17 protein-coding genes and 1 tRNA gene are annotated in these 24,969 nt (G+C 64.3%); 11 read left to right on the forward strand and 7 right to left on the reverse strand.

Annotation, left to right across the window (positions count from 1 at the left end; all coding sequences use genetic code 11):
* Nucleotides 1-41: 41 nt before the first annotated feature.
* Entirely contained in the window at nucleotides 42-6,308 is a 6,267-nt protein-coding gene (locus G5C50_RS03060; RefSeq protein WP_165064772.1) for a neutral/alkaline non-lysosomal ceramidase N-terminal domain-containing protein, read from the forward strand.
* 4 nt (nucleotides 6,309-6,312) lie between these two features.
* Here the strand turns inward: G5C50_RS03060 and G5C50_RS03065 are convergent, their stop codons facing one another.
* Nucleotides 6,313-7,065 carry a class I SAM-dependent methyltransferase gene (locus tag G5C50_RS03065; protein ID WP_165064775.1) on the reverse strand — a complete coding sequence of 251 codons (753 nt, stop codon included), beginning with the start codon at nucleotides 7,063-7,065 and terminating at the stop codon, nucleotides 6,313-6,315.
* Nucleotides 7,066-7,703: 638 nt separating this feature from the next.
* On the opposite strand from G5C50_RS03065, the gene G5C50_RS32205 reads away from it, so the two are divergent.
* The gene (locus tag G5C50_RS32205; RefSeq protein ID WP_206107565.1) at nucleotides 7,704-8,594 is read left to right on the forward strand and encodes an FHA domain-containing protein; all 891 of its coding nucleotides are present in this window, start codon (nucleotides 7,704-7,706) and stop codon (nucleotides 8,592-8,594) included.
* Between the two features lie 51 nt (nucleotides 8,595-8,645).
* Nucleotides 8,646-9,656, forward strand: a complete 1,011-nt coding sequence (locus tag G5C50_RS03075) for an AAA family ATPase (RefSeq protein WP_165064778.1) — start codon at nucleotides 8,646-8,648, stop codon at nucleotides 9,654-9,656.
* A gap of 6 nt (nucleotides 9,657-9,662) precedes the next feature.
* Here G5C50_RS03075 and G5C50_RS03080 read toward each other — a convergent pair whose 3' ends face one another.
* On the reverse strand, nucleotides 9,663-10,487 hold the full coding sequence (locus tag G5C50_RS03080; protein ID WP_165064781.1) for an NAD-dependent protein deacylase: 825 nt from the start codon (nucleotides 10,485-10,487) through the stop codon (nucleotides 9,663-9,665).
* 180 nt (nucleotides 10,488-10,667) lie between these two features.
* Here G5C50_RS03080 and rffA point away from each other — a divergent pair, with 180 nt between their 5' ends.
* From rffA to G5C50_RS03105, 5 genes are read left to right on the forward strand one after another with little or no spacing between them, the layout of a single operon-like run.
* A complete protein-coding gene (rffA, locus tag G5C50_RS03085; protein WP_165064784.1) occupies nucleotides 10,668-11,867 on the forward strand; it encodes a dTDP-4-amino-4,6-dideoxygalactose transaminase in 1,200 nt (399 codons plus the stop codon).
* Nucleotides 11,843-12,607, forward strand: coding sequence for a GNAT family N-acetyltransferase (locus G5C50_RS03090; RefSeq protein WP_165064787.1), 765 nt, complete (start codon nucleotides 11,843-11,845; stop codon nucleotides 12,605-12,607). The genes rffA and G5C50_RS03090 overlap by 25 nt, the downstream gene beginning before the upstream one ends.
* Nucleotides 12,608-12,638: 31 nt before the next feature.
* Complete coding sequence (locus G5C50_RS03095; protein WP_165064790.1) at nucleotides 12,639-13,202, forward strand: NUDIX hydrolase; 564 nt, start codon at nucleotides 12,639-12,641, stop codon at nucleotides 13,200-13,202.
* A 16-nt stretch (nucleotides 13,203-13,218) separates the two neighbouring features.
* Nucleotides 13,219-14,253, forward strand: coding sequence for a glycosyltransferase family 2 protein (locus G5C50_RS03100; protein WP_206107566.1), 1,035 nt, complete (start codon nucleotides 13,219-13,221; stop codon nucleotides 14,251-14,253).
* A complete protein-coding gene (locus G5C50_RS03105; RefSeq protein ID WP_165064796.1) occupies nucleotides 14,243-15,070 on the forward strand; it encodes a class I SAM-dependent methyltransferase in 828 nt (275 codons plus the stop codon). The genes G5C50_RS03100 and G5C50_RS03105 overlap by 11 nt, the downstream gene beginning before the upstream one ends.
* A 13-nt stretch (nucleotides 15,071-15,083) precedes the next feature.
* Here G5C50_RS03105 and G5C50_RS03110 read toward each other — a convergent pair whose 3' ends face one another.
* Complete coding sequence (locus tag G5C50_RS03110; protein WP_165064799.1) at nucleotides 15,084-16,727, reverse strand: hypothetical protein; 1,644 nt, start codon at nucleotides 16,725-16,727, stop codon at nucleotides 15,084-15,086.
* A gap of 185 nt (nucleotides 16,728-16,912) precedes the next feature.
* On the opposite strand from G5C50_RS03110, the gene G5C50_RS03115 reads away from it, so the two are divergent.
* Nucleotides 16,913-19,153, forward strand: a complete 2,241-nt coding sequence (locus G5C50_RS03115) for a hypothetical protein (protein ID WP_165064802.1) — start codon at nucleotides 16,913-16,915, stop codon at nucleotides 19,151-19,153.
* On the opposite strand, the gene G5C50_RS03120 is transcribed toward G5C50_RS03115, so the two are convergent.
* The 3 genes from G5C50_RS03120 to G5C50_RS03130 form a co-directional block, all read right to left on the reverse strand.
* On the reverse strand, nucleotides 19,134-19,976 hold the full coding sequence (locus G5C50_RS03120; protein ID WP_165064805.1) for a cyanophycinase: 843 nt from the start codon (nucleotides 19,974-19,976) through the stop codon (nucleotides 19,134-19,136). The genes G5C50_RS03115 and G5C50_RS03120 overlap by 20 nt on opposite strands.
* A gap of 111 nt (nucleotides 19,977-20,087) precedes the next feature.
* A tRNA-Cys gene (locus G5C50_RS03125) sits at nucleotides 20,088-20,158 on the reverse strand.
* Between the two features lie 116 nt (nucleotides 20,159-20,274).
* A complete protein-coding gene (locus tag G5C50_RS03130; RefSeq protein WP_165064808.1) occupies nucleotides 20,275-22,314 on the reverse strand; it encodes a hypothetical protein in 2,040 nt (679 codons plus the stop codon).
* 398 nt (nucleotides 22,315-22,712) lie between these two features.
* On the opposite strand from G5C50_RS03130, the gene rbsD reads away from it, so the two are divergent.
* Nucleotides 22,713-23,108, forward strand: a complete 396-nt coding sequence (gene rbsD, locus G5C50_RS03135) for a D-ribose pyranase (RefSeq protein ID WP_165064811.1) — start codon at nucleotides 22,713-22,715, stop codon at nucleotides 23,106-23,108.
* A gap of 62 nt (nucleotides 23,109-23,170) precedes the next feature.
* Here the strand turns inward: rbsD and G5C50_RS03140 are convergent, their stop codons facing one another.
* Nucleotides 23,171-24,202, reverse strand: coding sequence for a basic secretory protein-like protein (locus tag G5C50_RS03140; RefSeq protein ID WP_165064814.1), 1,032 nt, complete (start codon nucleotides 24,200-24,202; stop codon nucleotides 23,171-23,173).
* Nucleotides 24,203-24,313: 111 nt separating this feature from the next.
* Between G5C50_RS03140 and G5C50_RS03145 the strand changes: the two genes are divergently transcribed.
* On the forward strand, nucleotides 24,314-24,937 hold the full coding sequence (locus G5C50_RS03145) for a hypothetical protein (RefSeq protein WP_165064817.1): 624 nt from the start codon (nucleotides 24,314-24,316) through the stop codon (nucleotides 24,935-24,937).
* Nucleotides 24,938-24,969: the final 32 nt, after the last annotated feature.

Genomic DNA, 24,969 nt, shown 5'->3' on the forward strand with positions numbered 1-24,969 from the left:
GCCTCGACGTCGAGAGACTGTGCGGATGGGAGGCAAATGCGATGAGGAAGCGACTCGGTTTCGGTCTCTGGTTGGGTCTCGCAGTGTTTGCAGGGAGCGGTTCGCGGGCGGAAGAGCTCCCCATCGGGGTCGCTCGCGTCGACGTGACTCCCACCGGCCCGATCCGCTTGCACGGTTATCTGGCCCGGTCGACTGAGACGACGAGCATCTCACATCCGATCTTCGCCAAGGCCCTGGCCGTTGGTTCCGATGCTGACAAGCCGGTCGTGCTCGTGTCGGTCGACAGTCTGGGCGTGTCCGCGGAGATCGTCGACGAGGTCGCCGCGCGGTTGAAGAAGAAGGCCGGACTGAGCCGTGAGCGGCTGGCGTTGGGAGCCAGTCACACCCATTACGCCCCCCTCCTGACGGGCGTCGCGCCCAATATTTTCGGGAAGCCGATCCCCGCCGATCAGCAAGAGCGAATCGACGCTTATACCCGAGAGTTCACCGACAAGCTGGAAAGCGTCTGTCTCGCCGCATTGGCGGATCGCAGGCCGGCGACCCTCTCATGGGCGCAGGGGACTGTCGGATTCGCGGCGAACCGGCGAAATCCTCCTGGCGGGCCGGTGGATCACGCGCTCCCTGTGCTCAAGGTCACAGCGCCCGACGGTAAGGTCAGGGCCGTCGTCACCAACTACGCTTGCCACTGCACGACCATCAAGGCCGAGGACAACAAGGTCGACGGTGACTGGGCCGGCGCCGCCCAGCGCGGGATCGAGGCCGACAATCCCGGATGCATCGCCCTGACGGTCGTCGGATGCGGCGCCGACTCGAACCCCAAGCCCCGCGGAACTCAGGAGGACGCTGAGAACCACGGTCGCGCCCTTGCCGACGAGGTCGCCCGGCTCATGAAAGGGCCGTGGAAGCCTCTGACGGGGAAGGTGGAAGCGGCGATGGACCGATTCCCCCTTTCGTATGACACCCTGCCGAACCGAGCCGATCTTGAGAAACTGATCGCCGCTGGCGGGCCGCCAGGCTACAACGCCTCGAAACAACTCGCCCGCCTCGAGCGCGACGGCAAGCTCGCCGAGACGCTCCCCTACTCCGCCCAGGCCTGGCGGTTCGGCGACGGCCTGATGATGGTCTTCCTTCCGGGCGAGGTCGTCGTCGACTACGTGTTGCGGTTGAAGAAGGAGTTCGACTCGTCACGTCTCTGGGTCACGGCTTACGCCAACGACGCGCCTTGCTATATCCCCTCCGAACGCATCCTCAAGGAAGGCGGATACGAAGGGGGCGGGGCGATGGTCTACTACGATCGCCCGACGAGGTTCAAACCCGGCTTGGAGCAGGTCATCATCGACGGCGTCCGTCGCGTCGCCGGCCAGAATTTCGAGGCGCCCGCGAAGGCCGCACAGGCTGACGACGACCACATCCCAGCCCTTTCTCCTCAGGACTCGCTCGCGAAGATCCGCACGAAGCCAGGGCTGAAGGTTGAGCTTGTCGCGGCCGAGCCGCTGATCGAGAGCCCCGTGGCCGTCGACTTCGGTCCCGACGGTAAGCTCTGGGTCTGCGAGATGTTTGATTATCCGGCCGGCCTGGACGGCAAGTACAAGCCCGGCGGCCGCATCAAGGTCCTAGAAGACCGCGACCATGACGGCAAGTACGACACGGCGACCGTCTTCCTCGACGGCCTCCCCTTCCCCACCGGCGTCACCTCTTGGCGGAAGGGCGTGCTGATCTGCGCGGCTCCGCAGATCATCTACGCCGAGGACGCCGACGGCGACGGCAAGGCCGACGTGCGCAAAACCTTCTACGAAGGGTTCGCCACCGAGAATTACCAGGCTCGCGTCAACGGACTGGCCTACGCCTCGGACGGCTGGGTCTATGGCGCGAACGGCCTGATCGGCGGCAAGATCCACGGCCGGGCAGACGGCCGCGATGTCGAGATCGGCGGTCGGGACTTTCGTTTCAAGCCGGATCTCGGGGTGTTTGAACCTGCCTCGGGACTAACCCAGCAGGGTCGTGTTCACGACGACTGGGGGAACCAGTTCGGCGGCAGCAACAGCGTCCTCATCCAGCACTATCCGCTGCCCGATCACTATGTCCGGCGCAATCCACGGGCGTCGTCCCCTTCACCGGCCGTGACCCCCAAAGGGGACGCAGACCAGGCCAAGCTCTACCCCGACAGTCGAACGCTAACCCGCTTCAACGAGCCCCAGAACGCCAACCGGGTCACCAGCGCGTGCAGCCCCCTGGTTCATCGCGACCCCCTGCTGGGCGAGGAATACCTGGGCAACGCCTTTGTCTGCGAGCCTGTCCATAACCTCGTCCGACGCATGGTCCTGACGCCCCAGGGAGCGACCTTCGCGGGCCGCCGGGCTCCGGACGAGCAGGATCGCGAGTTTCTGGCGTCGACCGATTCCTGGTTCCGGCCAGTCCAGGTGCGGACCGGTCCCGACGGCGCACTGTGGGTCGTGGACATGTATCGATTCATCATCGAGCACCCGCGCTGGATCAGCCCCGACCGGCTGGCCAAACTGGACGTCCGCGCGGGGGCTGACAAGGGCCGGATCTACCGCGTCGTCCCCGAAAAGGGTTCGCTCCGACCCGTGGCCACGCTCGAAACGCTCGGCACGCCTGAGCTGGCCGCCGCCATCGAGACCCCCAACGGTACGGTGCGAGACACTGTCCAACGCCTGCTGGACCATCGTCAGGACCATTCCGCCAAATCCGTCCTGATGCGGATCGCCCGAGAGAGCAAGATCCCCGAGGCCCGCGCTCAGGCCGTCGCCGCCCTGGATGTGACGGGCGATCTGGATTCCGACGTTCTGGTCGCGGCCCTCGGGGACGAGAAGCCGATTGTTCGGCGTGAGGCGGTCCGAATCGCCGAGTCCCGGCTCGCGAAGGACTCAGCCGTCGGTCAGGCCGTTGTGCGTCTCGCGGACGACCCGGACGTTCGGGTCCGCTATCAGACGGCGCTGAGTCTCGGTGAGTGGCCTGCTTCCGAGGCAGGCCGAGCGCTGGCGGCGATTGCGGTCCGCGACGGCAGCGATACCTGGATTCGCGCCGCGGTGCTCACCTCGGCCACGCCGCACGCTCATATCGTGCTGGAGCGTCTGATCGCTGAGGCCGGTCCCGCCGGCCCGCCGTCGACGTTCGTCGGGCCGCTCATCGCCACGCTCGCTCGAAGTCGGGACCGTGAGGCTGTCGCGAAGGCTTTGGCCGTGGTCGCTTCCTCCTCTGAGCCGGAGCCCGCGCGGTGGCGACTGGCGGCCGCTGCCGAACTCCTGGACGCGGCGAAGGAGACGGCACTCGCCGCGGACCCTCGCGTCCTCCCCTTGATCGCTTCAGCTCGAAAGAAGGCGGCTGATGCCAAGGCGTCGCCGGCCGACCGCGTCGCCTCTCTACGTTTGTTGGGACGAAGCCCCGCCGATCGGGACTCGGATCGCGGTTTGGTCGCGGATCGACTCGACCCGGCCGAGCCGGCCGAAGTCCAGACTGCGGCCCTTCAGGCGCTGGCACGGCTGGCTGATGCGGCCTCCGACGATGCGATCATTGTGCGTTGGAATCGACTCGGCCCTGGCGCGAGGTCGGCCGCGATCGACGCCCTGGTGGCTCGGGACGCTTCCGCCGCCTCGCTTCTGACCGCCGTCGAGGCCGGTCGCATTCCTCCTTCACAGATCGGGGCCCAGCATCGGGAACGGCTCCTGAAGAGTGGACCCGAGTCGCTGCGTAAGCGCGCCGAGGCCGCGTTTGGGACTCTTGCGATTGGCCCTCGGGCCGACGTCCTCGCCCGCTACGAGTCGGTGAAATCGAATCCTGGCGACCCGATCCGCGGCAAGGGCGTTTTCCAACGCGCCTGCTCCGTCTGCCACAAGCTTGAAGGAGTCGGCGTCGAGGTGGGTCCGGATCTGGGGGCGCTGACGGACCTGTCCCCAGACGCGTTGCTGACGGCGATCCTCGACCCGAATCGCGAAATCGACGCCCGCTACGTCAGCTACAACGCCGCGCTGAAGGACGGTCGCACCATCTCGGGGCTGATTGCCAGCGAAACGGCCAGTTCCTTGACCTTGAAGCGTCAGGAGGGGGCGCTCGATGTGGTGCTCCGCGACGACATTGAAGAGATCGCCTCGTCCGGCCGATCGCTCATGCCGGAGGGTTTGGAGAACGACCTGAAGCCCGAGGAAATCGCCGATGTCATCGCCTACCTTGGCAAGGGGGCGTCCCGGCCGAAGGTTCAGGACGGAAATCGTCCTCTGATCGTCAAGGCGGGCCCTGGCGGCGTGATCCGCCTGACCGCGGCGACGGCCGAGATTTACGGTCCCAGCCTCGTCTTCGAGACCGAACACGCGAACCTCGGCTACTGGCATGCTCCCGCCGACCACGCGGCGTGGACGGTGGAAGTCGATCACGGCTCAATGTTCGACGTGACTCTCGAATGGGCCTGCGACGACGCCTCAGCCGGCAACGCCTACCTGCTGAACCTGGGGAGAAAGTCGTTCCGAGGCGTCGTCCCGACGACCGGCGGATGGGGGAGTTACCGCAAAGCCTCGGTCACGCACGAGGTTTTCCACAAGGCCGTCCATCGGGTCGAGATTCGACCCGATGGTCCGATTCATGGAGCGCTCGCAGACCTCCGCGCGATCATCCTGACTCCAGCCGAAGCCGGCGATTCCGGCCCCGAGACGCCGGCTGAGGTGGCGCAGGCGATTCTCGACCCCAAGACGACCGCGGCGGAGAAGCAAGCCCTCATCGACCGCAACTCCGAAAGGTCGGCCGCTCTCATCGCCGCAATGGCCGAAGGTTTGGACGCCGCCGATGAAGCGGAGGAGTATCGCCGCATCCCCTGGATCTGGCGCGTCGCCATCGCCGCGGGCAAGCGCGACGATGCCTCCGAGATGAAGAAGATCCTGGACGTCTCGCTTCCGACCGACGCTCCCGACGCCAAGCTCCACGACTGGCGCGCCGTGGTTCTGGGCGGCGGCCTCATTAACGGTGTGAGCATGACCGGCCCGATGCCCGGGGCACGTTTCGCGGAAGTTCTTCGCGACGAGCCTGCTCTCAAAGCCCGATGGGACCGCTCGATCGCTCTGGCCGCGAAGATGGCCGACGATGCGAAGGTTCGCACTGGAACCCGCTATGACGCCCTCCGGATGCTGGGCGTCGAACCCTGGGAGAAGCACGGCGAGCACCTGACGCGCTACCTCGCCGCCGGCATCGATCCTGAGTTGCACCAGGGGGCCGTCTGCGCGTTGGCGGACGTCCCGTCGACCAGGGTGGTCGCCCCCTTGCTGGATTGCCTCGGTCGTCTCACGCCGGGAAATCGTAAGTTTGCGATGCAGGCGCTCGTTCGCGACGCCGACCGTCGCGAGGCCCTCGTCGACGCCCTCGAAGCCGGGAAGGTCAAACCGGCGGATCTCAGTGAACAGGTTCGAGCGGTCCTCGTAACCCCGGAGAAGACGCGATCGGCCGACCGAGCCAAGCGTCTGCTGTCCCCCTCGACCGAAAAAGCCGATCCCGGCGCCGCGCTTCTCATACCCTTCGACGCCCTTGTCGCCCGGCTCCACGATCGAGGCCTGCGCATCCTCGACGCTCGTCCCAAGGCCGAATACGAGAAGGCGCACATCCCGGGCTCGGTCTGGGTGGACGTCAAGAAGGCTGAGGCCCTGGCGGCCGCTCCCGGTGGGTTGCAGGACGCAGGTCGGTGGACGGGTTGGATCGCCGATCTCGGGATCGATCCGATGGCCGAGATCGTCGTCTACGACGCGAAGCGTCAACTTGACGCCGCCCGCGTCTGGTGGCTGCTCAGTTATCTGGGCGTCGGGCGCGTGGCCCTCCTCGACGGCGGCTTTCCGCTCTGGGAACGGGAGGGACTGGCCGTCGATTCGGAGCCTGCCAAGGTCACAGCCTCGCCTTTCCCGATCTCCTTGCGCAAGGATCGCCTGGCGACTCGCGAGGACGTGTCGGACGTCCTGAAAGCGCAGTCCGCCCGAATCGTCGACGCCCGAAGCGAGGCTGAATACGTCGGCGATCGGGTGCTCTCGATGCGAGGGGGGCGGATCCCTGGCGCCTGTCCGGTCGAATGGGTTCGACTGGTCGACGCCGACGGCCGATTTCTCAACCCCGAGGCGCTTCGGGAACAGTTGCGAGCCGGCGGCGTCCAACCGGGCTCGCCGGTGGTCGCTCATTGCCAGGGAGGCGGCCGAGCCTCGGTCGACGCGTTCGTCCTTGAACGGTTGGGATACTCGACCCGAAACTACTACCTTGGTTGGTCCGACTGGGGAAACGCCGAGGACGTGCCGATCGAAACGGGGCCGTCGAAGAAGTGATCGCTCAAACTGTTCGTCGGGCGACCGCGAATAGCGACGTTCCAGTCGGCAGCCAGCCACGCAGGGCCAACGGCTGCTCCATCGTGTAGACCGCACTCAGGAGCAGCGAGCCCGGCCATGGAGGAAGCCGAAGGTAGCGAAGGTAGACTTCGGCGGGATCTTCACCGGGCCCCGCATCACGTCTCCCCAACCGTCGCCGGAGAATCGGGGTCATCCAGGAGCCCCACCAGAAGATCGATTCGATCGACAATCCCGAGGCGTCGAATGCGGAACGGAGCCCTTCCGGCAGGTAGCGCCGACGGTGCCCCTGGACGGAGTCGAATTCCGAGAACAGCGACGGCTGGGCCGGGACGCTGACCACGAGCAAACCGCCCGCCTTGACCAGACCTGAAAGGGTGGCGACGGCGGCCCGGTCGTCGTCGAGGTGCTCGATGACATCGAGCGCCAGGACCGCGTCGAACGTCTCGGGGGCCGAGGTTTCGGGCCAAGCTTGCGTGAGATCGGCCTCGACGAGCCGGCGGCCGGGGGTGTCGAGCCGACCCAGGATTTGGGGAGAGACGTCCAATCCGATCGCCTCGTAACCGGCCGTTTCGAGCGATTCGAGCGTCACACCCCAGCCGCAGCCGGCGTCGAGAACCCGATTCGGCGGGCGGATCCCATACCGCTTCAAGAGGGCGAGTGTTAGTCTTGCACGCGCGGTCCACCAGGGGTGACGCCTCACGGCGTCTCCCGTCCTCATGAGGATTTCTTCGCTCATGTGGTCGTCCGCGACTCCTCGCGACCAGGTGCGGATCATCGGAAGTCTCTGTTCCCTCGAGCGAGGCGGCGAGTTTCACGGACCGATTTCGCTCCGTCTCGATCCGAGCGGACAGCATACACAATCGTAGCATTAACCCGATCTGGAGTTTTCTCCTGGCGCGACGCGGGCCGGTCGGCCGAAAAAAATGAAATGCGAGGCGCGCGACTCCGCCCGACCGCGAATCCATGTTGCGATCTGTAAACCCGCTCGGATGGATGTGAGTAGGGGGTTGGACTTACGAAGGAATCCGTTAGAATATCGCTGGACCCTTCCCGGCCTTCTGCTTGCGGTCGTCGGAAGGGGGGTCATGTCAACAATCTCCGGTCGGCAGGCGTGTTGGATGGGGAACTCGAGACGACCCTTGAAGCCCTCAGCCGACCTCCTTCGGCAGAGTTCGATCGTCGAATGGGCGTTACGGCGCGCCATCCTTCGATGTGGGACATCACTGCGCCTCGGAAAGAAGTAGGACGCGACTCCGTCGCGGCGACTCTTCGCCCGCGGCTTCGGTGACGCTCGGTCCGGACGTGCAACGACCTCGGTACGTGGATGTCAGCTTCCCCACTCGTTGTTGACCGGGAAGGTCGGGACGGTTCTCCATGAAAGTGAAGCTCATCGTCGTTCGGGGAAAGCCGGAGGGTAAGGAGATCCCCCTCTCCGGCACGAAGTTCAAGATCGGGCGTGGCGAAACCTGCCACCTCCGGCCCAACAGCGAGCAGGTCAGTCGCGAGCACGCCGAGTTCAACATCAACAACGGCGTGGTCACAGTCGCCGACCTGGGGAGCCGCAACGGCACGTTGGTCAATGGCAAGGCGCTGACCGAGGGCCCTTGCGTTCTGAAAGACCGCGATCTGGTCCAAGTCGGTCCGTTGACGTTCGCCGTCTCGATCGAGCGGGTGCCCGGCGCTGCGGCCGCGACTCCCGCCGCCCCCAAGCCGGTCGAAGCTGCCGCCGCTCCAGTCCCGAAGGCCCCCGGCAAACCTGCCCGCTCTGCCCCCGAAGACGTGCTGAACGAGGATATCGACGCCTGGCTGGTAGGTGAACCAGGCGGAAGCAATCCCGAGGTTCCTACGACTGTCTACGGCGGTGAAACCCTCACAATCGCAGCTTTCAAGGACAATCCGGAAACGCCGGCCGCTCCGAAGCCCACTCCCGTCCCAAGTGCCAAGGTAGAAGACGACGAAGAGGAAGAGGAAGAAGAGGACGAGGACGAGGACGAGGACGAAGAAGAGGAAGAAGAGGACGAGGAACTCGAGGATACTCTGGAAGACGAGGAAGAGGACGAGGACGAAGAAGACGAAGAAGGTCAGCCCGCTGAGGAGTTCGTCGACGAGTCGAATCCCTTCTACGCTGCCAAAAAGGCTCAGCAGCAGGCGACCAAGGCTCCCCCGCCAGGGTCAGGCGGAGCCAACCAGCAGTTCAAGGACACGAGCGATGCAGCCGGCGAGATCCTTCGGAAGCTGATGGAGAAGCGTCGGGCGTCCAAGTAAGGTCGTTTCGCCCGCCTTAATTCGTCACGCCTGTGCCGGTGACCGTTCGATATGTCCAGTCCTGAGATCCTCGCGGAAGAATCGCCGTTCGAAGACGCTCATCGCGGGGTTTCCCGGCTGATCGAGCGTCTCGAAACGGTGGTTGTGGGTCAGCGTCCGCTCATTGAGAAGCTGATCGTCGCACTTCTTGCCGGGGGACACGTTCTTATTGAAGGCGTCCCCGGCCTCGCCAAGACGCGGATGGTTCGAGCGCTGGCCCAGGCGCTCGACCTCCCGTTCCGTCGAATCCAGTTCACGCCAGACTTACTTCCGGCCGACCTGACTGGAACTCAGATCTATCGCCCCTCGACCGGCTCGTTCGACGTCCGGCCGGGCCCAATCGTCACCAGCGTCCTACTCGCCGACGAGATCAACCGCGCTCCGGCCAAGGTCCAGAGCGCCCTGCTAGAGGCCATGCAAGAGGGTCAGGTCACCGTTGGGGACGAGACGATTATCTTGCCCGACACCTTCTGGGTGTTGGCGACTCAAAACCCGATCGAGCATGAAGGGACCTACCCCCTGCCGGAAGCGCAGCTCGACCGCTTTCTGCTGAAGGTGCTGGTCGGCTACCCCGGTCGTGATGCCGAAATGGCCATGCTCGACCTCCCCAACATCGCTGAAGCGCCGCACCCAGAATCCTGGGCGGACGACGAGCAGCCGCTCTTCAACCCGGACGAAGTGATTCGACTTCGCCGATTGACGGCCTCGATCCGCGTGGCCGACTCGATCAAGGAGTACATTGTCGACCTCGTCCGGGCGAGCCGTGATCCTGAGCCCTACGGTCTGGGGCTCGCGCCTTTCATCGATCTGGGAGCAAGCCCCCGGGCGACGATTTCACTCGTGCGCGCCGCAAGAGCCCACGCCCTGCTCTCTCAGCGGGATTACGTTACGCCCCATGACGTAAAATCTCTCGCGCGCGACGTCCTCCGCCATCGGATCGTGATCAGTTACGAGGCCGACGCCGAGGGGATGTCCGTCGACGAGATTCTCGGCAAGATCCTGGATCACATTCCCGTCCCCTGATCCCCGTCAGGTGTGGGGCCACCATTCCATGTAGCCCTCCCAGATCCGATCGAGCGCCGCGGCGGCTCGCGCGTGGAGCTTGATCTCGACGAGTTCGGACATCGCCGTGAAGTCGGGGTTGATCTCGACCGTCGTCTTACCCGCCGCCTGGGCGATTCGAAGGGGGGCGACGATGTAGTCGAAGAGGCTGCTCGTCCCGATGCTGAAGACGACGTCGAAGCCCGTCCACAACTCGGTTTCCAGCCGACCCAGCTTCTCGGGATCGAGAGACTCCTCGAAGAGGACGACGTCGGGACGGAGGACCGCATCGCAGATGGGGCAGAGCGGCAGGTCAGCGAGGCCCTGATAGTCCTCGACTCGTTCTCTGTAGTCGCATCGAGTGCACTTGATAACGTGGAGGTCGCCGTGGACGTCCAGGACGTTTCGCGAGCCCGCTGCGCTGTGGAGACCGTCCACGTTTTGAGTCAGGATCCAAACGGCGTCGAAGTAGCCGTCCATTTCGGCCAGCACCTTGTGGCCACGGTTCGGCTGGGCACCCCGACTGGCTCTCTCGATTTCCCGGAGATAGTTCCAGGTGAGTTCAGGACGGGCTCGGAACATCGGGCCTGACAGGATCTGCTCGATCGTCAAGCCGTGCGGCGTGGCGGTCTCCGACCGGTAAAGACCCCCAACTCCGCGGTAGGTCGGCAGGCCGGAATCGGCCGACATCCCGGCTCCGGTCACAGCGAGGATCCTGTTCGCTTTCCGAAGTCGCTGGACGACGTGGCGGATTCCTCGCGTATCGTCTTCGGAGAACTCGTCGGCGGGTCGTGGGGAGCGGGAGGGCTCCATGATCGGCCTCGATCGGATGCTAAGGCTGTGCGAACGGCGATCAAGTATGGCACGGAACCGCCCCCCTCCGCCAGACCACCCCTCCCGGCGACTCCGCCTTGACGAGAGGGACGGTCCGGCCTAGATTCCGGCGCCCGAAGGCGCAGCCTCGGGAGGCTCTCGATCTCGCGGGGAGACGGAATGACGCGGCACAGTCAAGAAAAGATCCAAGAGCCTGCCAGCCCGATCACGGTGCCATTCAACCGGCCGTTCATCGCCGGCAAGGAACTGTTTTACATCGCGCGCGCCGTGACTCAGGGGAACATCGCCGGCGACGGCGAGTTCACTCGCCTTTGCGCTCGCTGGATGGAAGAGCGATTCGAGATCCCCAACGTTCTGCTGACCCCCTCCTGCACGGCGGCCCTGGAAATGGCCGCCATGCTCTGCGACCTTGGGCCGGGGGACGAGGTGATCATGCCCTCGTTCACGTTCGTCTCGACCGCCAACGCAGTCGCCCGCCTGGGGGCTCGACCCGTATTCGTGGACGTTCGCGAGGACACGCTCAACCTGGACGAGACTCTCATCGAAGAGGCCGTGACCGAGCGGACGCGGGCGATCTTTCCGGTGCATTACGCCGGAGTCGCCTGCGACATGGACGCCGTGATGGAGATTGCTCGTCGTCGCGGTCTGAGGGTGGTCGAGGACGCTGCGCAGGGGGTCGACGCCTCGTACAAGGGACGAGCGTTAGGCTCGATCGGCGACCTTGGCGCTTACAGCTTCCACGAGACGAAGAATTTCATCTGCGGCGAGGGAGGCGCGCTCTGCGTCAACGATCCTGAACTGCTCATGAGGGCGGAGATCCTGCGCGACAAGGGGACGAACCGCCGCCAGTTCTTCCGAGGCCAGGTCGACAAGTATACCTGGGTCGACGTCGGCTCCAGCTACGTCCCCAGCGAGATCTGCTCGGCCTTCCTGTACGCGCAGTTGGAGATGGCCTCCGACATCGGAGCCTCGCGCCGAGAGAAATACGAAGAGTACGTGGCTCGGCTCGAACCCCTGGAACGAGAAGGCCGACTCCGCCTGCCGCGGACGCTGGAATCCTGCCGCAGTAATCACCATCTCTTCTACATCCTCTTGCCCGATGAGGCGACTCGCGACGCCCTTGCGGCCCATCTCCGGTCTCACGGCGTTCTTGCGGTATTCCACTACGTGCCGCTCCACACGTCGCCGATGGGTCGGTCGTTCGGCGGCCGCGATGGGGATCTGCCCGTGACCGAGGATGTCGCAAGGCGATTGCTGCGACTCCCTCTGTTTCACGAAATGACGTCTGATGAGCAGAACTACGTCGTCGAGCAGATCGAGGGGTACTTTCTTCGATGCAAGCGACGGCCCGCGGCCTGACCGCCGAATCTCTCGCCTGGGACACGGCCCACTTCGGCCTCTCGATCGCCCGCATCCAGATCGGTTGCGACGATTCGGGGCTGGGTCAGGCGTTGACCAGCGCGCGACGCGACGGCCTGGAACTGGTCTACGTCTTTACGCCTCCCGAATTCTCGATGCCAAACGATCTGTTGGCTCGATTCGATGGGCTCAAGGTCGATGAGCGGGTTGTGTTCTCGATCGACCTGGAGGTTCCGCACAGCGACGTGGCCAGCTCGGATTCCTTGCACCTCTCCGAGGCTCCTTGCAGGGAGCCCTCGCCGGCGTTGATCGAACTGGCGGTGGCCGCGGGAGAATACTCGCGGTTCGCCGTCGACCCTCGTATTCCCGAAGACCGGTTTCGTCGGTTGTATGAAGTCTGGATCGCTCGGAGCTGCCTCCGTGAAGCAGCGGACGTGGTGTTCGTCGCAGAGGAGCCAGTGACGAACCCTGAGCCGTTAGGGCTCATAACGGCGTCCGTTCGCGATGGGACCGGCGTGATTGGACTCGTCGCCGTCAGTCCCACAGCGCGAAGGCGCGGCGTTGGCCGGGCGATGATGAGTCGCGTTCAGGAGTGGCTGGCCGCCCGAGGCGTGAAGCGGTCGTCGGTCGTAACCCAGGAAGCGAACGGCCCCGCCTGCTCTCTTTATCGATCATGTGGTTACAGCCCGATCCAGCGGGAGACCATCTACCATTTCCGACCGTGCGGGTCATTGGCATGAGTACGAGCGAACGTTACTGCGGGAGTCGGCCATGATCGACGAGGCCGACGACCCCCGGCCCTGGGAGGTTCTGTCGTCACGCTACCTGAGCCGTAAACCCTGGCTCACACTTCGTGAAGATCGAGTCCGGCTGCCCAACGGGACCGTGATCGAGGACTACAACGTCCTGGAGTATCCCGACTGGATCAACGTCGTGGCGCTGACGACCGACCAGCGGATGGTCCTGATCCGGCAGTATCGCCATGGGAGTCGGGCGGTGCACTACGAGCTTCCGGCCGGCGTGTGCGACCCGAGCGATTCTGATCCTGAAACTACAGCTCGACGCGAGTTACTTGAGGAAACGGGTTACGGCGGCGGGTGTTGGTCTCCGCAGATCTCACTCTCGGCTAACCCGGGAACCCATGCCAATCTGACGCACTCTTTCCTGGCGGAAGGGGTGGTGCTGCAACAGGCTCCGACTCCCGAGTCGACGGAAGATCTCCGAGTCCATCTCGCGACTCTCGATGAGGTCCTCGCGATCGTCAAATCGGGCGGCGTGCTCCAGTCCTTGCATACGGCCGCCATTCTTTTCCACAAGATCCAGGAACGTCCCTAGGCTTTGAGGGATCGCGATGTCCATGGTCGACGTCTCCGTCGTGGTTCCCGTCTACAATTCCGAGAAGACCCTCCACGCGCTCGTCGAGCGACTGGTCGACGTCCTTGAAGCGGCCGGGACGACGCACGAATTCATATTCGTCGACGACGGCAGCGCCGACGGTTCCTGGCGCGTCCTTCAGGCGATACGATCCAAACGGCCCGATCGGGTCGTCATCGTTCAACTCATGCGGAATTACGGTCAGCACAATGCGCTCATGTGCGGATTTCGGAGGGCCCGAGGTGCGGTCGTCGTGACGATGGACGACGATCTGCAGAACCCGCCCGAAGAGATCCCGAAGCTGTTGAAGGCTCTGCGCGAACGAGACCTCGATCTCGTCTACGGCGGGTACGAATCGAAACGCCACAGCTCGTGGCGGAATGCCGGCTCGCTGATGGTGAACGTGTTCTACAGGGCCGTCTTCCGCAACGACGTCACGGTAACCTCGTTTCGAGCCATTCGGTGTCCACTGCTCGACGCCATCCTGGAATACGACCTGAATTACACGTTCGTCGACGGCCTGCTGGCGTGGAACACACGGCGGATCGGTCAGACTCCCGTCGTCCACGAGGCACGACGCGAGGGTCGCTCGGGATACAACGTCCGCAAGCTGTCGCTGCTGGCGCTCAACCTGTTCACGAACTTCTCCCTCATGCCGCTCCAGATCGTCTCGGCGTGCGGGTTGTTCGTCTCGACGGTCGGATTTCTGCTGGCGTTTTACTACCTGGCCTGCGCCCTGGCGTCCGAGATCGTTGTGCCTGGATACGCATCCACGATCATCGCGATCCTGATTATTGGGGGCACGCAGCTTCTGGGCTTGGGAATCATCGGCGAGTATCTCGGTCGGCTGCATCTCAACGTGAACCGAAAGCCGCAATATCGCGTTCGTGAGGAGTCGAGTCCGCGCCAGGAGATTGCCGCCAGCGGTGCACGGAACATCCGCCTGGACGAAGCTCATGGCCGGGAGCCGCGTTCACACTCCACAACGGGGGAGCGTTCGCATGTCGATTGAGACCGCCGCCGCGGCGGCAGAGGTCGTTCACCGGGACGACGAGTACGACAGCCGCGAATTCGCCATGCTCCGGCGGATGCAGGAACACCACTTCTGGTATCGCGGCCGTCATCGCTTCCTGCTCGACGCGGTGCGTCGGCACATCGAGACTCCCGCTCGGATCGTCGATCTGGGCGGCGGCTGCGGCGGGTGGGTTGATTACCTCGCCGGGCGATCGGGCTTTCCGATCGAGGAACTCGCACTCGCGGATTCGTCGCAGGTTGCGCTCGATCTAGCGGCAGACGCCCTTCCTCCCCAGGTCGCAAGGCTCCGCGTCGACCTGCTGAACCTCCCCTGGACGAATCGCTGGACGTCGGCCTTCCTTCTGGACGTCATCGAGCACATCCCCGACCATCACGAGGCGTTGCGACAGGTCTACCACGCGCTAAAGCCGGGCGGAACGCTCTTTATCACGGTGCCGGCGCTTCGCCAGTTCTGGAGCTGGAACGACGACTTCGCCCGTCATCAACGCCGGTATCACCGGCGGGAAATGATCGAACTCGGGATCGAGTGTGGATATGAAGTCGTCGACGTGCGGTACTTCATGTTCCTCCTGAGCCCGATTCTGCTGCTGAGCCGGGCGCTGACCGGGCGTAAGATCGACAAGGCGACGGAGGAAGAACGTCGCGAGTTGGCGACGAAGATGCACGCCGTCCCCGCGGCTCCAATCAACGAACTCCTGTCGGCGGCGTTTGGGCTGGAGACGCCGCTTGGACGGCTCGTCCGCTTCCCCTGGGGGACCTCGTTGCTGGCCGTCCTGCGGAAGCCTAAGGCCTGAGTCGACCGACGGTTCACCGCGTTAGCACGGCCGAACGTCCATCGTCGTACACGGTTTTCGGGTAGTTCTCTCGGATGTAGCGATCCAGATAAGCGTGCGCGACCTTGCCCCGGCGCGCCAGATCGTCGCTCGGCCAGGCGGAGCCGTTCGGCGGGCACTTGCTCGACGGAACAATGACGACCGCAGGAGGATCGGCCTGGATCGCGGCGAGATTCGCCGCTGCGTCCTCCGGCGCATCGAACACCCCCGCGTAATAGCCATGCAGCCGGCCGCTCATGGGTCGTTGCGCGATCGTGAGGAGCTGGGAGTCGAGCGGAAAGACGAGAACCGAGTCGTTCGGTGCAGTCTGCTCGCGAAGATACCTGGCGACGGCCGTCGCCGGGGCGTCGAACTCAAGCGGGCGTGCGAGGCCGGCCAGTCGCGCTCCGGGGGTAGGGCCGATCGGTACGAGGTCCCAGCGCGAGTACGGCGTCATCCCGTAAGCCGCGTAGGCCAGAACGCCCCCGGCGAGGAGCCCGCAGGTCGCGGCGCTTGCGCGGAGGCTAGGCCGATTCGTCGGATCGATCGCCGCGGTTCGAAGCATCCCCAGAAGTTCGAACGCCGCCACGATGACGGGTGGAATGACCTGAAGCAGGTGAGCCGGATCGCGGCGGTGCATCGCCTGGTGAACCACAGCCAGGCCGACGAGCGCCGAGGCGAGCAGGAACAGCGATTTTGGGGTTGCGCCTCGTCTCCACGAGCGGACCAATCCCACCAGTAAAGCGATGCCCAGAATCAGAGCGGCGGATGCGTAGCCCAACTGAATCGCGAACAAGGGGGCCATGGGCGCAGCCATCCCCCGAGAGACGACTAGCGCCCCATGCAACGAACTCGCCAGAAACTGCCAGGGTGCTGTTAACCCGCCGACGTAAGCCAGGTAAATCAGCCACCCGATCGGAAAGCATGCGGCGACTGAAAGGAATGTTGCGGAGGAGCGGACGAATTCGCGGCGATCGCGTCGAAGCTCGACGAAGGCGATCATCGCGCTGACCGCCGCCCCGGCGAACGTTCCCATGTCCAGCCGGAAGAGCCAGCCCAGTCCAACGATCGCACCGGAAGCCGCTAGCCAGCTTCGTTTTCGATCGTCTGCCGCATATAACCAGCCCTGGATCGACCAAAGCGTGGCCAGCGGGATCAACCACACGTACCACTTGTAGTAGCGTGCCATCAGCACGTAGCCGACGATCGCCGAGGCCACTCCAGCCCATCGAGACCATTCCCGCCTCGAGAGGGAGTAAAGCAGTGTGAAGCAGAGCGAATAGCCCCCGGCGCACAGCAGCGTTTCACCCCAGAGCGACCCGCTCAAACGAAGCCCGAGAGCGCTTGTGAGCATGGCCATCGGCCCGTAAACCGTGACGATGTCCAGCCCCGGAGTTTTCCCCAGCAACGCCTGGCCCCCGATCGCGAGTTGATACCCGTGGTCTCGGCTGGTCAGGTAGTAATCAACCCCCGGCGCTTTGAGCAGAATCAAGGCCAGGAACACGGTGAATATGGCGATCGTCGCGAAGGATTCCGCTAGACCTGAAGGCTGCGTGGCGCCGCCCTCCGAGGCGAGGCGAAGAAAACGGCGGTGGATCATCCGGCGAGGTTCGGAGAGTTGGACCTGACGATCGAGCATGACGGAGCCTCTGACCCGGACATGAGGAGCCTCGAACGACTTCGAGAGCCCTAGCCGGCGGCTTCTTACCTCAAGTCGGAGTGAGACGCAACGCCAAGGCCGTGCCATGGATGCTTGCCCGGCTCACGCGTGAGGACTACGATGATCGCCAAAACGATCTCAGTCCGATTGCCGAGGGCGAGGCGATGAATCGGTTGGCGGAACGGATCGGCTCTTCGTTCGACCCGGTTTCGGAAAACCCCGCGCGACGAGGCGTTCAGTGGGCGTTGGTCGTGGTGGTGGGGCTGCTCGGCGTTTTCGCCGCGCATCATCCAATGATCTTCTCCGGCTTCAGCCGGATTCAGACCGACCTGGGCGATTCAAGGCTTCTGAACTACCTGCTGGAGCACGGCTGGCTTTGGGTTAATCGAACGCCGGGCCACGATCGGTTTTGGGACGCCCCCTTCTTCCACCCGGTCAAGAACGTCATCGCGTACACCGACTCCATGTTCAGCTACGGCCCCTTTTACTGGCCGTTTCGCCTGGTCGGCTTCTCTCCTGAGGTCTCCTTCGGCCTCTTCCTGATCACCTCGACGGTCTTGAACTATGCTGCGGGAGTGCTCCTCTTTGGGCGAGGACTGGGTTTCGGCGCGCCGGCAACGGCGGCGGGAGCGGGTTTGATCGCTTTCGGCGCGCCACGAATGAATCAGCTAATGCACGCGCAGCTGGTCCCGTTCTTCTATCTACTGATCGCCCTGTACGCGCTCTGCCGAATCATCCGCGAGGGAACCGCAAGTGCGGCCGAACGCGCGTCGTGGTGGATTGTCTTTGCCCTGGGTGTCGCGGCGCAGTTCTACGGAGGCGTCTACCTCGGCTGGTTCTTTGGTGTGGCTCTCGCGCTTACGGCGGTAACCGCCCTGGTACTTCGAACGAGTCGTGACGAAGTCGTCTCGTTGATTCAACGCGACTGGTGGGCTGCTGTGCTGGCTGCAGCGGTTGGGATTCTCGTCCTGATTCCGTTTCTCGCTCACTATTTGCCGGCTGCTCGGGAGTTCGGCGGCACGTTCAACGATGTCCAGGCTTACGGGCATCCCACGAACTGGTCGTGGTGGAACGTCGGTCCGAACAACTGGTTCTGGGGTTGGATCGATCGGCGATGGCCGATCGGTCCCCATCCGTTCCCCTGGGAGTTGAACCTGGGAATCGGCTTCCTGACCACGGCAGCCTGCGGAGTGGGTCTCTATCTGAGCAAGAACTCACCGCTTGGACGGGTCGCTCTGGCAACGATGCTTCTGGTCTTGATCGCGATGACGTTGGTTCGGAACGATCGCGTCGTCTTGCTCGCTGGGGCAGCGGCCTGCTTCGCCTTCGGTTGCCTTTTCCGAGAACCGGATTGGACGGAGCGAGGTGCGGGGGCCTTTGCTTTGGCTGTGGCTGTGCTGCTAGCCTGTCCTCCATACAACGACGCGATCAGAACGCTGACGCTTGTCCTCATGGTCTTCTGCTGGGTGCGTCTCTGGGAGCGACGCTCACGGCCCGACGGTCTTCTGGCTCCGGGGGTAGGGCTGTTTCTGCTGACGTTGCATCTGTTGCCCTGGTCGACGATGTCGCTGATTGCGCCGGGAGCGGTCGCGGCTGGAGCCATCCTCTGCTACTTCCGGCCGAAACACCGAACGGAGATCGTCCTGGCGAGCGTCGGCCTGTTCTTGATCGCAGGCGCGTTGCTATCGCTCGAGAGTCGTCCGGAAGTTCTCTACCACGCCGCCCTGGGTGTGGCTTTCGGCTGGGTGTGTTCGACGACGCTCCCGCAGGTTCGTCTGAAGCCGTCGCAACTCGTGCCGATTCTCGCGGTCTCTTTCGCGCTTGTGATTCTGCTGTATGGCAAAACCTCCCTCTGGTACGCGCTCTCGCCCTACATCCCGGGCGCCAAAGCGATCCGCGTGCCAAGTCGCGTGGTTCTCATCCTCCTCGTTCCGGCAGCGTTCGGTCTCGCCTCGTTAGTCGAACGGCTGGATCGAAGTCTCTGGGGGATGGCGGCCTGGTGCCTTGCCCTGCTCTGCCTCGTCGAGCAGAGCGGCACCACCGACTGCTATTCCCTGGCCGAGAGTCGGGCCCGGATCGCGGTGATCTCGCAACAGATCGACCCGAGCATGGGGACCTTCTACTATCGACCAGAGTCCGAGGAGTCCGGCTTCGTCCAGTACAACCTCGACGCCATGTGGGCTTCGCTGAATACCGGCATTCCAACGATCAACGGAAACTCGGGGTGTTTCCCGAAAGATTGGTGGCCCTTCCCGCAGGCCGACGCTCCCAATAAGGCGACGACCGAAGCGGTCCTTCGCGCATGGTGCGAGAAATTCGGACTGGACCGTCGACGAGTGCAACGGATCGGTCGGCAAGCGGGACCGGACGAAAACGAGAAGCCCGTCAGCGATTCTGCTGAATGACGCGATCCTTGACGTCCCACGATCCGAGTTCCCCGCCCTGTCCAGCGTGGAGGACGTCGATTCGGAGAGGGGCGGCGGCTTTCGAGGGTTTCAAGACGACGACGTAAGAGGCTCCTCCCACCTCCCAGCGTTTGGCTCCGAGATCGACGATGAGCGCCGTGGACTCGTCGATCGCCACCCCCGCGGCTACTTCCGGATGGTCGCCCAGGACGCCGAGGAGCCGGTTGAGCCGGCTGCGTCGAAGCGCGTGCTGATCCACGACGACGCCGGGCAGGAATCCGAATCCGGTTCCAACGGAGGCCTTCTCGGTTCCGCCAGTAATCATCACGCGGGTCATCAACGCCGCGCCGGCCGAGGTCCCGCCGAGGACCCCCCCGCGAGCGAGGACCTTGCGGAAGGCGGCGTCGGTGGCGGTGCCGAGATAGGCGTCGGTCACACGCGACTGGTCGCCGCCGCTGAACCAAACGGCGTCCGCATCGTCGAGAGCGGCGACGAACTCGGGTTTATCGGCCTCGGCCCGCGATCGAGTGTGGAGGAGCTTGACGGAAGCGGCACCGTGCTTGCGCCAGGGCGCCAGGAACTCGTCCAGAGCCGGGCCGTCGGCGTCGGCGTCCTCGCTGGCCGTGGGGACGACGACGATCCGGGCCTTCGGACCGCCCGCCAGTTCGACGAACTTGCCGCGGACGGCGTCGGGCAGTCCGCCCCCGCCGCAAATCACGAGATGGCCGACGAGCTCTTCGCTCCGGCCTTCCGATCCACCGAGGATCGCTCCGAGCCCAAGAATGATCACCAGACTACGGACGAATACATCGTTCCTGGTCATGGGAAGTTCCGTGGGGTGGGCCGAGAAGAGGAGGAGCCCATCGGAAACGCCACGTCCCCGTGCGTCAGCTGATGCGACGGAAGGAGCGGCGGGCGAGAGAGATACGGTGAGAGGCGCCGCCGAGATTCGAACTCGGGGTGGAGGTTTTGCAGACCTCTGCCTTACCACTTGGCTACGGCGCCGACGTTGGAGGATCACGGCTCGGCCGGGTCGTCCTCGTCGAGAGGGCTCTAACTTACCCGAGCCCCCGACAAAGGGCAAGGACACTTACCTCCCCATTGGCTCAACTGTGGGGCGGTCAGCGGGGTGATGAGGATTTCCCAAGCTTCTTCAGTTCCTCCTCGAGGATGGCACGGTGGCTGGAGGTGTTTTTCGATGCATCGAGTTGGTCGCGCGCCGAGGTCAGAAGGCGTCGGAAGGGCTCGGCTCGATCGGGGCCTCCGGCCTGGGCCGCCGATGCGAGCCGGCGTGTGAGCCGGTCCGGAAAGTCGGAGCCCGGCGGCCAGGGACCCACAACGATCGGATACCAAAGATCCAGGGCCCTGGAGAAATCCTCCTTGCGAATGCTGTCGGAGATTCGATGCAAAACCGCCGACTCGATCGCACGCCAGACGAACGGCGACCGTGAACGAGCGGGCGATTGAAGGAGCTGTTTGAGGAGGCCTTCGTAATCACCCGTCGCAACAAACTGATCGATCAACAGGGCGTCGTATTTCACCCGGCGTTGGGGATCTAGTCGTTCGGGATCCATGATCGTAAGGAGGTCCAGGATTTCTCTCGTTCGGCTAGCGGGCTGAATCTCGCTCACTGGGAGCGTCATCGACACGAGTGCAACCTCGTAACACCAGTCGAGCGTCGCTCGCTGGTCGCGAGGATCAGGCCGGTCGCTCATCGCGAGCGGGCTCGCACCGGCGGGAGGCTCACTGGGAGCGACCCGTTGGGGGGCGTCCTTGTCGGACCACGTCTCGAGCCGATAGAGCGGATCCCCCAGATAGACCAATTTCCAGGGCTGCCCATAAGCCTCGTACGGGCCCTGTCGAAGGGCGGCGGAAAGCGGCATCTCAACGGACATCATCTGCGTCACGAGGTACGGAGATCGGAAGGCCGTCAGGAACGGCTCGTTCATGGAACCGAAATAGGAATAGGCGCCTCGTTCCAGAAAGCGCCCGGCGATGGTCGTCGGATCGTTGGGGTACGCGGCGGAGAAGCTGTGGATCAAGGAGATGACCGACGGGGGGCCGAATGGAACGTCCCCGGCGAGGCCCGGTCCTCCCGGAATCGAAAAGTCCCTTGGTGCGCCCGAGGAGTTCATAAGGATTAGCCCCCGAGCGTTCGGGGCAGCCGTGGCTTCATGCCAGGCGTTCAGGTCGGCGGCGTTTCCGGAGCGAGCGAGGACGGCGTCGGGGTCTGGGCGAACCAGTTGCAGGATCGATGTCGCGCCTGTGACATCGTATTCCGACCAGGGTGGACCGCCCGAATAGGTGTTCCAAAGGAGCGACGATCGTGGCTGGAGGAAAAGCGAGGCCATCGCTCGGTACACCGACGCTGGCGCGTCGCCGAGCAGTCGGCCGGCATAGGCCCAGCGGAGACGCAGGGAATCCGGGTCGACCGAGCCGCCGGGGAGATTCCGGCCAAGTAGGTCGTCCAGGGCCCGATCATCCTCACCGCTCGAGCCGTCCGCCGCTCGATAACGATATGGCCAGTCGCCTGCCAGGGTGAGGAAGTCCACCTGGTCGCCGAGTTTCCCGGATTGTGGTGCGATCGAGGCGACACGGGAATCGACCCGCCGCGCGAAGTCCAGAGCCTGCGCCAATGTGGGGACGTCGTCGAATCCGAGCGTCTTCGAGGGCTTCCCCGGGGCGGCCTCGATCGTCAGGGGGTCGAGACGAAGCAAGGGCTGAAATCGACCTGCGGCCAGCGCCGCAGCCCCACAAAGCGAGGCGCTCCCGGGATGACTCAGGACGACTCCTGGCGGCGTCGGCCCCAGATCGCGAGGGAGTGAGCCGGCCGGCGGCGGATCGGCCGATTCGTCCTCGGCCCCCATCCAGGACCGCCCGACGGCACGTTCCGCCACTCGCCACTCGTCCATCGGCCCCGATCGAGTCGATTCGGCCGACGCCTTGAATCGGACGATCCTCGACGGATGAAAGGCCCGGACGAAGGCCGGAGTCCATATCGGGTCGTCGAGGAGAATGGGGAAGAAGGTCGTTTGGTTCCAGACCTCCAGCGCCGAGAAGAAGCTCGGAACGTCGTCCACTAGAACGATCTGGTCGACGACGCTGCGTCTCGGTCCCCGCGCACTTCGCCAGTAGGCCCCGGCCTCCACAAGATCCTTCAACTGGGGAACGTCCAGTGACTCGATTGGTACGACAGAGACGGCGATCGACGGGTCAAGCTCAGAGCTCGTTGAAACGCCCTGCGCCGGCCCTCGGGAGCAGCCTGTGAATACACTCAAGACAATCGACACTAGCGCCGTATATGTGGTGCGTCGGATGCGCATCGGGCCTCGGGGTCGTCTCAAGGGATGTGCGGGGACGCCGTTCGGGTGGAGCCAGGGTTCTTCACCCGTTATAATGTACGACGTGGAGGGGGCTCAAATCCTCCTCGGGCCGTGCGATCGGGCCGACGAAGTATCGAACGAGGAGGCTGCAACCGAGCGCCTTCGCGCTGGCGATTTCCCGATCGACGAGCCGCACGCGGTTTCAGGACTCTCTTTCAGGAAGGAAGGCGTGCGCGATGAAGCGAGGAGGCATTCTCAATCCGGCGATCTGCTCACTGCTCGCCGAGCTGGGGCATACCGATGAGCTTCTGATCGTCGACGCCGCCTATCCGCTGCCCGGCGACGCCCACGTCATCGACCTGACCCTTACGCCTGGAATACCCCGTCTGCTGGACGTGCTTCGCGCCGTGGCTGAGGAATTGGTCATCGACGCGATCGCAGTCCCCTTTGAGATCAAGGACCATAGCCCCCGGCTGTTCCAGGAGATCCTCAAGTGCGTCGGCGAGGTCGACGTCGACGAGATCCCCTACCACGAGTTCAAGGAACAGTCGCTGGACGTCAAGGGGATCATCCGGACCGCCGAGTTCAGCCCCTACGCGAGCGTCCGAATCGTCGCCGGGAGCGCCTATTGAGCCGCGAGGGACTCAGCGAATGAGCCGCCGAGGCTGGATAGCCTCGACGGCTCGAACGCCGGTCATTGCGGGGTCAGCGAGTCCTTCCATTCAGTCCCGAGGTCGGCCAGCGCCTTCCCGGTCGATTCCTTGAAAAGATCTTCAGAATACTTCCCTTCGCGCATGGCCTTGTTCAGCTTGAGGACAAAGTCCTTGTCGTACTTGCGCGAAACGTAGTCGAGGAACCGAGCCGTCACCCGATAGCTCTGATCGTGACGGGCCGTGTTGACGTTCAGGCGGCCGATGTTGGCCGGCTCGTACAGAACGAAGCGGACGTAATCCGCGACGCCCTCGACCAACCAACCTGGGTTGCGCCGGCCTCGGTATCGCTGAACGACGTGAGTCGACTCGTGGATCATGGCTCCCACGTCGCCAGGGTGGTCCTTGAACCACTTGGCGGACCCGGTGATCCTGCTGCCGGAGGCATACGCGGGAACGTCGATCCCGTTCTTGATTGAGAGATGGACGACACGAGCCGGCGTGTAGCCGTCGCTCTTGAGGGCCTCGTTGATGAGGTCGTAAGACTTCTCGCATTCGCGGGCGGCCTTATCGGCCCAGGGCTTCAACTCAGGGTCGTCCACCTCGTCGACGACGAATTCGACGGGGAACGCGAACCGATGGACGGCGGGATCGGAGTCGACGGAGATCTCGGCGATCTGCAACGGCTCCTTGGCGTCCTTCGCAGGCACGAAGCGGACCGCCTTGAGCGACTTCTTGGGCTCGGCGTTTCCAGTCCCGTCATGGACGCCCGTCAAAGACTCGAACGCCTGGCCGTCCGTCGATCCTTCGAGCGTTCCGCCGTCAAGGCCGCGCCCCTTGATGGAGACGGATCGAACCAGGACCGGTTCGTCGAACGTCAGAGTGACGGAGTCGCCCTCCGCTGGAGGCTTGTCGGTCGTGTAGGTCGTCGCGTCGTCGCCGTCGAAGGCGTACTGTCGGATGTGGTCTCCGGATGTCGGGAGCAACGAGACGACGGTGGCCGCGATGGGCGATTTCTTAACAGGGGCGTCGGGTTCGGCGAGGATCAGGGAGAGGCCGAGGGCGATCGGGAGCATCGGCGTTCCTTCAACGGCAGGGATCGGGCGGTGGATTCCAGAATCTCAGGATAACCGGCGGCCTCCCTCCGCCGCGAGGTGACAGTTCGCAGGACGAACGGAGGCCCGTGCATGCCGAGGCGGAACCGAGTGGCTCCCGATGGAGTGATCCTCGCGGCGCCTGATCGCGGAACGTTCATGGGGAATCGGGGAAAGCTCCACGACGCCGAAGGCCGTATTTGTCGAGACTGGCGTGTCCAGCGATGGTTGATTTGCGATCTGGACTTCAACGAACGACGGCGCACGGTGATGGCTCCCGATCGCTACACCGAGCTCTTCTTCCTCGACGAAGCGACAGCCCTGGCCGCGGGCCACCGGCCCTGCTTCGAATGCCGCCGCCCCCGATTTCTGGCGTTTCAATCGGCCATGGAAGCGGGGCTCGGCGCTCCCTCCCTTGCCGCCAGCGACATCGACGATCGCTTGCACCGGGAGCGCCTCACGCCGGAGGGGGCGAAACGTACCTTCGTCGCCGATCTGGAACGGCTGCCGGATGGCGTCTTCGTTGCACTTCGGGGCCGGCCGCATCTGGTCTCCGGTGAGTCGATCTTCGCCTGGTCTTTCGGCGGCTACTCGGAGCCTCGACCGAGACCAGCCGGCCAGGTCGTCGTTCTGACACCTCCCTCAACCGTCGCCGCGCTCGCGGCGGGATATCGGCCAGTCCTCCACGCTTTGATCAAGGGGATGGACGAGGAATAAGGCGTCGGATCGCGTGCTCCGGCGCCGGTTGC

It is taken from the genome of Paludisphaera rhizosphaerae, from assembly GCF_011065895.1.
GTDB lineage: Bacteria > Planctomycetota > Planctomycetia > Isosphaerales > Isosphaeraceae > Paludisphaera > Paludisphaera rhizosphaerae.